Here is a 9,788-nt window from a genome sequence, read left to right as displayed (position 1 = left end):
ATTAGATGAAGATGTTTATGTTGATTTCTTTGCTCATGATGGTGATGAAGTACATAAAGTTGAATTATTGTCTAAAGTCACTTGTGATATGAGAACTCTTCTTGAAGGTGAAAGAACTGCTCTTAATTACTTACAGAGAATGTCAGGTATTGCGACTTATACTCGTAAGGTGGCAGATCTTCTTGAAGATACAGATATTAAGTTACTTGATACAAGAAAGACAACTCCAAATAACAGAATCTTTGAAAAGTATGCTGTTAAAGTAGGTGGAGGAAGCAACCATAGATATAACTTAACAGATGGTGTTTTATTAAAGGATAATCATATTGGTGCTGCAGGAAGCGTCACTAAAGCTGTACAGATGGCAAGAGACTACGCTCCATCAGTAAGAAAGATTGAAGTAGAAGTAGAAACACTTGATATGGTGAAAGAAGCAGTTGCTGCAGGTGCTGATATTATCATGCTTGATAATATGAGTACTGAATTATTAAAACAGTCTATTGATTATATTGATAAACGTGCTGAAATTGAAATTTCAGGTAATGTGACTGCAGAAAACATTAATAGAGTTAAAGATATGGGTGTTGATTTCATTTCTAGTGGTGCTTTAACACACTCTGCAAAGATTCTAGATTTATCATTAAAGAACCTTCATGCAATTAATGGGAGAGACTAAATGACTGGTAAAGAAAGAAGGGACTACATCCTTACAGAACTGATGGAAAGTGATACACCGATTTCTGCTTCTAATTTTGCGAAACGTCTTCAGGTTTCACGTCAGGTTATTGTGAATGATGTCGCACTTCTTCGTGCTAACAATCATGTTATAGAAGCAACTAATAAAGGATATATTATACGTCAGTCTGCAATGGTAGAAAGAGTTCTTAAAATGCAGCATACAGATGCAGATATAGAAAAAGAGTTAAATACTATAGTTGATTTAGGTGGTTATGTGAAAGATATCTTTGTCTATCATAAAGCTTATCATATTGTACATGCACCTCTTAATATCGCATCACGTTTAGATGTAAAGAAATATCTAGATAATTTAAAATGTGGGAAATCTATCTCTTTAATGACAGTGACAAGTGGATATCATTATCATACTATCTGTGCTGAAACAGATGAGAGACTTGATGAAATACAGGAAGCTTTATCAAAGCTAGGATATCTCGCAAAACTACAGGAATATGAACCTGTGGAATTCTAAAGGCCATCTTCATTGATGGCTTTTTTTCATATATAATGATATGGAGGTGAAGAACATGATTTATATAACAGGTGATATACATGGAAATCAATTTAAATGGCTTGAGCAGATAGATCCTGTACTTAAAGAAGGGGATATAATTATAGTTTGTGGTGATTTTGGAATCGGCTTTTTCCAACAGAAATATTCTTCTGAAGAATCATTCTATGATTTTATTAGTGAACAGCCTTATACTGTTTTATTTATTGATGGAAATCATGAAAACTTTAATCTACTTAATAGTTATCAAATAGAATCATGGAATGGGGGACGTGTCCATAAAATCAGACAAAACCTTATTCATTTAATGCGTGGAGAAATCTATACAATAGAAGGAAAGACATTCTTTACCTTTGGTGGCGGCTATTCTATTGATCAGCCATTACGTAAAGAGAATGTTTCCTGGTGGCCACAAGAAATGCCAAGCAAGCAGGAATATGAGAATGGATTAACACATTTAGAAGAAGTCAATAATCAAGTAGACTATATTTTAACTCATACTGCACCTGATGAAACAGTCTACTTCCTTTCGACAATCAAACAATATAGAATAAAAGGTGATGTCTATCAGGAATTTCCTCTAACGACTTATTTAAATTACATACAAAAGAAAACAAGCTATACTCATTGGTATTTTGGGCATTTTCATGTAGACAGAGAATTATGGAGAAATCAGACAGCACTCTTTAATACAATATATGAATGTGAGTCTCATCGTATCATTAAACAATGGAATACATATGAATGTTAGCATCTAGACTTCGATACTAGATATATTGACATTAAATAATAGATATGTTAAACTTGCTGTACAAGAGGTGATCAATATGAAACGTACAAAATTAGATGACCGTGTACTTCCTAACTATACACGTGGTGAAGAAATATTTAATATGGTGACTCATATAGTAGGGGCTGCTTTTGGTGTTGCAGCACTTGTATTATGTATTATATTCTCATGTTTACATCATAATGGATATGGACTTGCATCTGGTATTGTTTATGGTGTATCAATGATACTTTTATATACAATGAGTTCTATTTATCATGGTTTATCTCCTAATTTGAAAGCAAAGAAAGTATTCCAGATTATGGATCATTGCAGCATCTTTGTCTTGATTGCAGGAACCTATACACCAGTACTTTTATGTTCTGTAAGACAGGCAGATCCATTCTGGGCATGGGTATTATTTGGTATTGTATGGGCAGTCACAATTCTAGGGATTACATTAAATGCCTATGATATCAACAAGTTTGCGAAGTTCTCTATGGCATGTTATTTAGTTCTAGGCTGGTGTATTGTCTTTAAGTTTAATTTACTTCCAGGTACTATTGGAATGAATGGTATTTATCTATTGGTTGCTGGAGGTGTAGCATATACAATCGGTACAATCTTCTATGGATTACAAGAAAAAATACATTATATGCACTGTATCTGGCATCTATGGATCTTACTTGGTAGCATTCTACACTTTCTATGCATCATCTTATATTGCATGTAACAGGCTTACGCCTGTTTTTCTTTTATATCTTTTAAAGACATGCTATAATCGTTGAGGAAAGGATGATTAAATGAAAAAAATAAATTTTAAATACGGTTTTTTATACTTAATCACATTTATTATTGTATTAGGTGGCGATTTAGTAACGAAACTTGTAGTCAATGAATCAATGCAGTTAGGCCAGAGCTATCAGGTCATTAAAAACTTTTTTTATTTCACTTATATTCATAATACAGGTGCCGCATGGGGTATGCTTTCAGGGCATTTCTTTATGTTCTATGCAATTTCTATTATTGCTGGTATTATGCTTATTTATTATTTTATCAAAAGTGATAAATCCCAGGTCTTATTAAGATTTGGAATTGTGCTTATATTTAGTGGTATGCTAGGAAATCTATATGATCGTGTTGTTTTTCATTATGTAAGAGACTTTTTAGATTTCTTTGTATTTGGTTATGATTTTCCTATTTTCAATATTGCCGATATGGGTGTTGTAATAGGTGTTTTATTAATCATCTTAGATTTAGGAATTGGAGAATATAAACAATGGAAATACAATCAATTACACCAGAATTAGAAGAAAAAGGCTTGCGTTTAGATAAAGTGATCTTAAATCATATGCCTGATCGTTCACGTACTGAGATTCAGAAATGGATTAAAGCAGGACAGGTTATCGTTAATGATAATGTTGAAAAAGCCAACTATAAGGTAGAAGAAGAGGATATCATCCAGGTCACTTTACCAGATCCTCAAAGTACTGAAATTAATCCTGAAAATATCCCATTAGATATTGTTTATGAAGATGAAGATGTGATTGTCGTCAATAAACCTACAGGTATGATTGTTCATCCATCAGCAGGTATTTATTCAGGAACACTTGTGAATGCATTACTCTATCATTGTCATGATTTATCAGCAATAAATGGTATTACACGTCCTGGTATTGTACATCGTATTGATAAGGAAACAAGTGGTCTATTAATGGTTGCAAAAAATGATAATGCCCATCGTTCATTATCTAAACAATTAGAAGAACATTCAGTTGTACGTCGTTATGTAGCACTCGTTCATGGTGTTATTAATCATAACGTAGGTCGTATTGAAGCACCTATTGGACGTGATAGCAAGGATCGTAAGAAGATGGCTGTCACTAGTAAGAATGCCAAGGATGCAATCACTAACTTTAAAGTATTAGAACGTTATGATGATATGACACTTATTGAATGTCGTCTAGAAACAGGTAGAACACATCAGATCCGTGTTCATATGCAATATATTGGTCATCCAGTTTATGGTGATCCTCAATATGGCTTTAGAAATGATGATAACACACATGGTCAGTATCTACATGCTAAAGTATTAGGTTTTGTACATCCTAGAACCAATGAACATATGTACTTTGAGGCACCTTTACCTGATTTCTTTGAAGAAAAAATCAATGAACTAGGAGGAGAATACAATGGATAAGCAGATCATTACATGGGATCAGTATTTCATGGGAGTAGCTAAACTCTCTGCTTATCGTTCTAAAGATCCTAATACGCAGGTTGGCGCTTGTATAGTAAACAGTGATAATCGTATAGTAGGGGTAGGATACAATGGTCTTCCAAGAGGATGTGAAGATGATAAGTTTCCTTGGACTGTAAGAGAAGGGGCTTTGTATGATACCAAGTATCCTTATGTTGTACATGCCGAATTAAACGCAATACTTAACTGTACTCAGAAGCTGCAGGGTTGTCGTATCTATGTTTCTTTATTCCCATGTCATGAATGTACTAAAGCAATCATTCAGAGTGGTATTAAAGAAATTGTCTATGAAGATGAAAAATACAAAGGAACAGAAAGTGATAGAGCAGCTAAACGTATGTTAGATGTGGCTGGTGTTTCTTATCGTAAAGTTCCTGCATTTGAAATAGAAATAAAAAAAGAGAATCAATAATGATTCTCTAGATGAAGAAGAAGGCCTATAGGCCTTCTTTTAATTTCTTTAATGCTCCCTTAACTCTCTTCATATTAGTGAAATTCAACTTACATACTTTAGTAAGAATCTTATCACCATACTTGTGCGCAAGTTTAACAGCCACGATTTCGGCATTAGTGCCAGCCCCTCTAGCAAGGTTCATCTTTAAACTCTTTGTCATACTAGCAAAATATTGTAGATATGCATAACGAGAAATGATTTCTGCAGCTAATACTGCTAAATACTGTTCATCAGCATTGGTTTCAAAAATCATATCTTTTACGACAATAACTTCACTCTTTAAATAATTATAATAAGTCTTAGGTGAAACGAATTGATCAATAACTTTAAATTCAACACTCTTCTTCACTTTCTGAAGAACATTCACAACAGCCTGATTAAAAAGACGTGCACGAATGTTTGCCTGGTTGATTCCACTATCAATCATCTTATTATAATGTGAGTTATCTAGTACTAGTAGTGATGAAATGAGATGTCCTTTTAATAGTTTAGCGTAATTGATAATTTCCTGATTAGACAAATCATCAATATTATCAATATGCAGGTTTTTAATGATCTCAAGTGCTTCATCATCGGCATAGCATGCAACGACACAAAGCGGCCCAAGAAAATCAGCAGATCCTGTTTCTGCAGCACCAATATGTGGATGCATACATAAGTGATCTGAATTCTTTTCCTGCTCAATCTTTTTTGCTAAACTTCTAGACCAATGCTTTGCTTCATGCACCGCATTCTGTCCTAAAAAGCTTGCTTCATAATTCGATGTCACTTCGATGTCACAGCCAATAGCATGAGCTTTTAAAAGAAGGTTCTCGCTTTCGAATGGAACCATCTGACTGTCATAAAACTTCTTCATCTTGTTTAAAATGTTTTCATTAATCAAAAATTTAATTGGCTCCACTATATTCACCTCACATGTTTTATTTTATCATAAATTTCATTTTTTTGACAGTATAAATTTCATTTGTTATAATTAAGAACCGACAACGTCAAGGAGGTAAGTGTTATGAGTTTTCTTGATTTGATTCTTATCGCTTTTTTGTTATATATGTTTTTTAGTGGATATTTCAAAGGTTTTTTCTCTACATTATATGATTTAGTAAGCTTTATAATCATGGTGCTTTTTATTTATTTTAATGTAGAAACTATTTCTTCTATTATCCAGATTTATAAGCCTGTAAATGATCCTTTATCACAATTAGGTGGTTCAGTTATAAATATGTTGATAGTCTTTATTATTATGTTTGTTGTTCTAGAAGTGATCCGCAGACTCATAGGCGTTCTTATTAAACCTTTAGTCAATCAATTGACTGATCATTTTGCACTCACTGCTTTTGTCAATCATTTATTAGGTGCGTTGCTTCACGCATTAAAGGGTGTATTTATCTCCTTCATGGTTATGATAATGGTTATTATTCCCTTCTTTGGACCTGATATATTAGCTAATTCTAAAATAGGACATTTAATCATAGAAGATGTACCAATTATCTCACAAAAAGCAATCAATGAAGCAAGTGCTTATGGAAGCTTATTAAAAGGACAGCATACACTTCAACTAGAAGATCAAGATATACTAAAGAAGATGATTATCGCGAATAATCATGCTTATGATCATGGAATGTTAGATGAGCATGATGCAACACAGTTTGTCTATACACAATTAGGCCCAGCTTTAATGAAACAGCAGGTCATTATACCTCATGAAGAAAAACTTCAATTTATCTCTTTATTAAATAAAACACCTTATACAGACACAGAAAAGAATACAATATTAAATAATATAGGAAGTGAATAAAATGTTAGATAGTTATAAAGTATTAGAATTTCCAAGAATTCTAAATAGTATTGCTGGCAGCTGCCGTACAGAGATTGCGAAAAAGAAAGTATTACAATTAGAAATGTATGATAATCTGGCTGATTTAAATGAAGAACAGAATCGTTTAGAGGAAGCCATGACTATTCATCGTATTATGGGTACTTTACCTCTTGCACCACTTCATGATATCAGTGCATATCTTGCGAAAGCGAAGATGGATGGTATTTTAGCACCAGAAGAATTAATGGCTATTGATCATATGTTAGAAAATATCTTTCAGGTAACTTCTTACTTTAATGCTTATGAAGGAGAAATTATTCTCTTAAGAGACTTAGTGGAAGGCTTAGAAGGGGATAATGGGTTACATATAGAAATCAATAGATGCATTATGCCCGATGGCTCTATCAGTGATCATGCCAGTGAAACACTTTATCGTATTAGAAAAAGCATGCATGCATTAGAAGGACGTATTCGTCATTCTATGGAAGGGTATTTAAAGAGTGAAAAGAATTCATTAAGTATGGATACTCTCTCTAGCAAAAATGACCGTTTAGTTCTTGCAGTTAAAGCACCTCATAAAAATGAAATCAAAGGCTTAGTACATGCTACAAGTGCTTCTGGACAGACATTCTTTATTGAACCAGAAAGTGTTGTTGTTATGAACAATGAACTTAATGAATTAAAGAGTCAGGAACAGACTGAAATCAATAAAATCTTACAGAGCCTTACAAGACGTGTTAAGTATAACTATACAAGATTCTATTTTGATCAGAAACTCATGTCTGAACTAGATTTTATTTTTGCGAAAGCACGTTTTGGATGTGATTATGATTGCATTAAACCTGATATCAATGAATCAGGTGTTCTCTCTTTAAAACAGGCTAGACACCCACTTATTGATCAAGAAAGAATTGTACCTAATGATATTATTATTGATGGTAAGATGTTGATGATTACTGGTTCTAATACCGGTGGTAAAACTGTTGCTTTAAAGACTGCAGGATTACTTTCATTAATGGCAATTAGTGGTTTAGCCGTACCGGCTATTTCAGCTTCTATTCCATTCTTTGATGCAGTCTATACCGACATTGGTGATGAACAGTCCATTGAGCAGTCTCTTTCAACATATTCATCACATATGAAGAAGCTTATTTATATCTTAGAACACGCAACATGTCGTTCTTTAATTCTTATTGATGAAATTGGTTCTGGTACAGATCCACAAGAAGGGGCATGTCTAGGAGAAGCTATTCTAGATACTTTATTAAGACGTGACTGCCGTATTATTGCATCTACTCACTATGGTGAACTTAAGAGCTATGGGCAATCAAGAGATGATATTACTCTGGCATCTGTTGGATTTGATGTAGAAACAATGCGTCCTACATATAGATTAAAGCTTCATTCTATTGGTTCATCTTATGCCTTTGAGATTGCTGCTTCTTTAGGTCTTGATCACGAGATTATTGATCAAGCTTTACATAATAAAGAAGAACGTATGAGTGAAGCAGAAAAGCTAACCGAGAAGCTTACTAAACAGAGTGCTGAATTAGATGAAAAAGAAGAAAGAATCAATACGTTACTTGCTGATAATGAAAAACTTCATAATCGTTATGAACATCAGCTTTCTATTGCCACAAAACAGAAAGATCGTATTGTAGAAGAGGCACAGCAGGAAGCTAATAAGATGCTTGAAGAGGCTAAGAAAACAATTGATGAATTGACTAAAGATATTATGAATCAAGGTGCTTTAAAGCCTCATCAGGTGACTGCAGCGAAACATGCATTAGATCAGCAGAAATATGAAAAGAAAGAAGTAGTCAAGATACAGGATCATGTCTTTAAAAAGGGTGATCATGTTAAACTTGATAAAATGAATAGAGAAGGAGATGTCCTAGAAGTTAAGAAGCATGAATTGCTTGTTGATTTAGGTGGTCTCCAGGCTCGTGTTAAGGATACTGATGTAACATTCATGCATGGTGCCTCTAAGCCTCAGAAGGTTAAAAAAGCAGGCACAAGACAGCATATGAAGAAGACTGGACATTACGAAGTCAATGTCATTGGTATGCGTTACGAAGAAGCGATGAATATTGTAGAAAAGTTCTTAGATGACGCTTTATTACTAGGTTATCCTTCAGTACGTATTGTTCATGGTATGGGTAAAGGTATTTTACGTAATGGTATAAGAAAGAAGCTAGACCATTTATCATATGTCAAGGAATATCGTGATGGTGGGCCAAATGAGGGTGGTTTAGGTGTAACGGTAGTTAGCTTTGAATAAGAATCTAGACTATATTAAAAAGAAGCTTTCTTTGCTTCCTATGTCTCCTGGCTGTTACTTAATGAAGAATACAGACGGAAAAGTTATTTATGTAGGAAAGGCGCGAAAACTTAAAAATCGCGTCTCTTCTTATTTTACAGGAGCACATAACTATAAAACCACAAAATTAGTCGATCATATATGGGACTTCGACTATATTGTGACAGGCAGTGAAAAGGAAGCATTATTACTAGAAATTAACCTTATTAAAGACTATACACCTGAATACAACATCATGTTCATGGATAATACCTATTATCCTTATATTGAACTCACTGATGAAACCCATCCAAGACTTAAAATAGTAAGAAAAACTAAAAATAAAAAAAATAAGTACTTTGGTCCTTATCCCGATGCCACTGCAGCTAGAAATACTTTTAAATTATTAAATAAGCTTTATCCACTAAGAAAATGTAATCATGTCCCAGATAAACCATGCCTATATTATTCTTTACATCAGTGCCTTGGGCCATGTATTAATGAAGTTGACAAGAGCCAATATGATGAAATTAGAAAAGAACTGATTTCTTTTATACATGGTAATACCAAATCTAAAATAGATGAACTCACTGAAAAGATGATGACAGCTAGTGAAAATCTTCAATTTGAACTTGCGAAAGAATATCGTGATCTCATTCGTTCTATAGAATATGTCACAGCAAAACAGAATGTCCAATTTGGAGACTATAAAGATAGAGATATTTTAGGTTATTTTATTGATAAAGGCTACATTAGTATTCAGCTCTTCTTTATGCGTGAAGGTAAACTTCTCTATCATGATTTTAATTTAGAACCAGTAGGAGAAGATTTTGAAGAAGATTTGATTCGTTTTTTAGTCACTTATTATCAAACACATCCAGAACCTTATGAACTGCTTATTCCTCAGGATGTTGATCTAGAACTATTAACTGAAATATTAT

At 33.5% G+C, this 9,788-nt stretch carries 11 protein-coding genes; 10 read left to right on the top strand and 1 reads right to left on the bottom strand.

Annotated features, from left to right (window positions below):
- The 7 genes from nadC to ACT8VG_RS03675 form a co-directional block, all read left to right on the top strand.
- Positions 1-676 (top strand): carboxylating nicotinate-nucleotide diphosphorylase (gene nadC, locus ACT8VG_RS03705; protein WP_444195230.1); only part of this gene is annotated, 676 nt, incomplete at its 5' end.
- Positions 677-1,210 carry a transcription repressor NadR gene (locus ACT8VG_RS03700; protein ID WP_187012757.1) on the top strand — a complete coding sequence of 178 codons (534 nt, stop codon included), beginning with the start codon at positions 677-679 and terminating at the stop codon, positions 1,208-1,210.
- A 55-nt stretch (positions 1,211-1,265) separates the two neighbouring features.
- Complete coding sequence (locus tag ACT8VG_RS03695) at positions 1,266-2,000, top strand: metallophosphoesterase family protein (protein ID WP_444195229.1); 735 nt, start codon at positions 1,266-1,268, stop codon at positions 1,998-2,000.
- 76 nt (positions 2,001-2,076) lie between these two features.
- A complete protein-coding gene (gene trhA / locus ACT8VG_RS03690; protein ID WP_195921143.1) occupies positions 2,077-2,751 on the top strand; it encodes a PAQR family membrane homeostasis protein TrhA in 675 nt (224 codons plus the stop codon).
- 70 nt (positions 2,752-2,821) lie between these two features.
- Positions 2,822-3,328 (top strand): signal peptidase II, encoded by a 507-nt coding sequence (gene lspA, locus ACT8VG_RS03685; protein WP_022424987.1) that lies wholly within the window; start codon positions 2,822-2,824, stop codon positions 3,326-3,328.
- On the top strand, positions 3,298-4,218 hold the full coding sequence (locus ACT8VG_RS03680; RefSeq protein WP_444195228.1) for an RluA family pseudouridine synthase: 921 nt from the start codon (positions 3,298-3,300) through the stop codon (positions 4,216-4,218). The genes lspA and ACT8VG_RS03680 overlap by 31 nt, the downstream gene beginning before the upstream one ends.
- Positions 4,211-4,690 carry a deoxycytidylate deaminase gene (locus tag ACT8VG_RS03675; RefSeq protein ID WP_117458853.1) on the top strand — a complete coding sequence of 160 codons (480 nt, stop codon included), beginning with the start codon at positions 4,211-4,213 and terminating at the stop codon, positions 4,688-4,690. The genes ACT8VG_RS03680 and ACT8VG_RS03675 overlap by 8 nt, the downstream gene beginning before the upstream one ends.
- A gap of 25 nt (positions 4,691-4,715) precedes the next feature.
- Here ACT8VG_RS03675 and ACT8VG_RS03670 read toward each other — a convergent pair whose 3' ends face one another.
- Entirely contained in the window at positions 4,716-5,588 is an 873-nt protein-coding gene (locus tag ACT8VG_RS03670) for a ribonuclease HIII (RefSeq protein WP_192924018.1), read from the bottom strand.
- Between the two features lie 150 nt (positions 5,589-5,738).
- On the opposite strand from ACT8VG_RS03670, the gene ACT8VG_RS03665 reads away from it, so the two are divergent.
- The 3 genes from ACT8VG_RS03665 to uvrC form a co-directional block, all read left to right on the top strand.
- Positions 5,739-6,527 carry a CvpA family protein gene (locus ACT8VG_RS03665; protein WP_444195227.1) on the top strand — a complete coding sequence of 263 codons (789 nt, stop codon included), beginning with the start codon at positions 5,739-5,741 and terminating at the stop codon, positions 6,525-6,527.
- 1 nt (position 6,528) lies between these two features.
- Positions 6,529-8,829, top strand: a complete 2,301-nt coding sequence (locus tag ACT8VG_RS03660; protein ID WP_440252222.1) for an endonuclease MutS2 — start codon at positions 6,529-6,531, stop codon at positions 8,827-8,829.
- Positions 8,822-9,788: excinuclease ABC subunit UvrC (uvrC, locus tag ACT8VG_RS03655; protein ID WP_444195226.1), on the top strand; the 967-nt coding region annotated here is incomplete at its 3' end. The genes ACT8VG_RS03660 and uvrC, both read left to right, overlap by 8 nt.

Source organism: Catenibacterium sp. (genome assembly GCF_052354645.1).
In the GTDB taxonomy this organism is placed as follows: domain Bacteria; phylum Bacillota_I; class Bacilli_A; order Erysipelotrichales; family Coprobacillaceae; genus Catenibacterium; species Catenibacterium mitsuoka_A.
The sequence above is the reverse complement of the archived record's forward strand: the minus strand, read 5'-3'. Positions and strand labels throughout refer to the sequence as shown.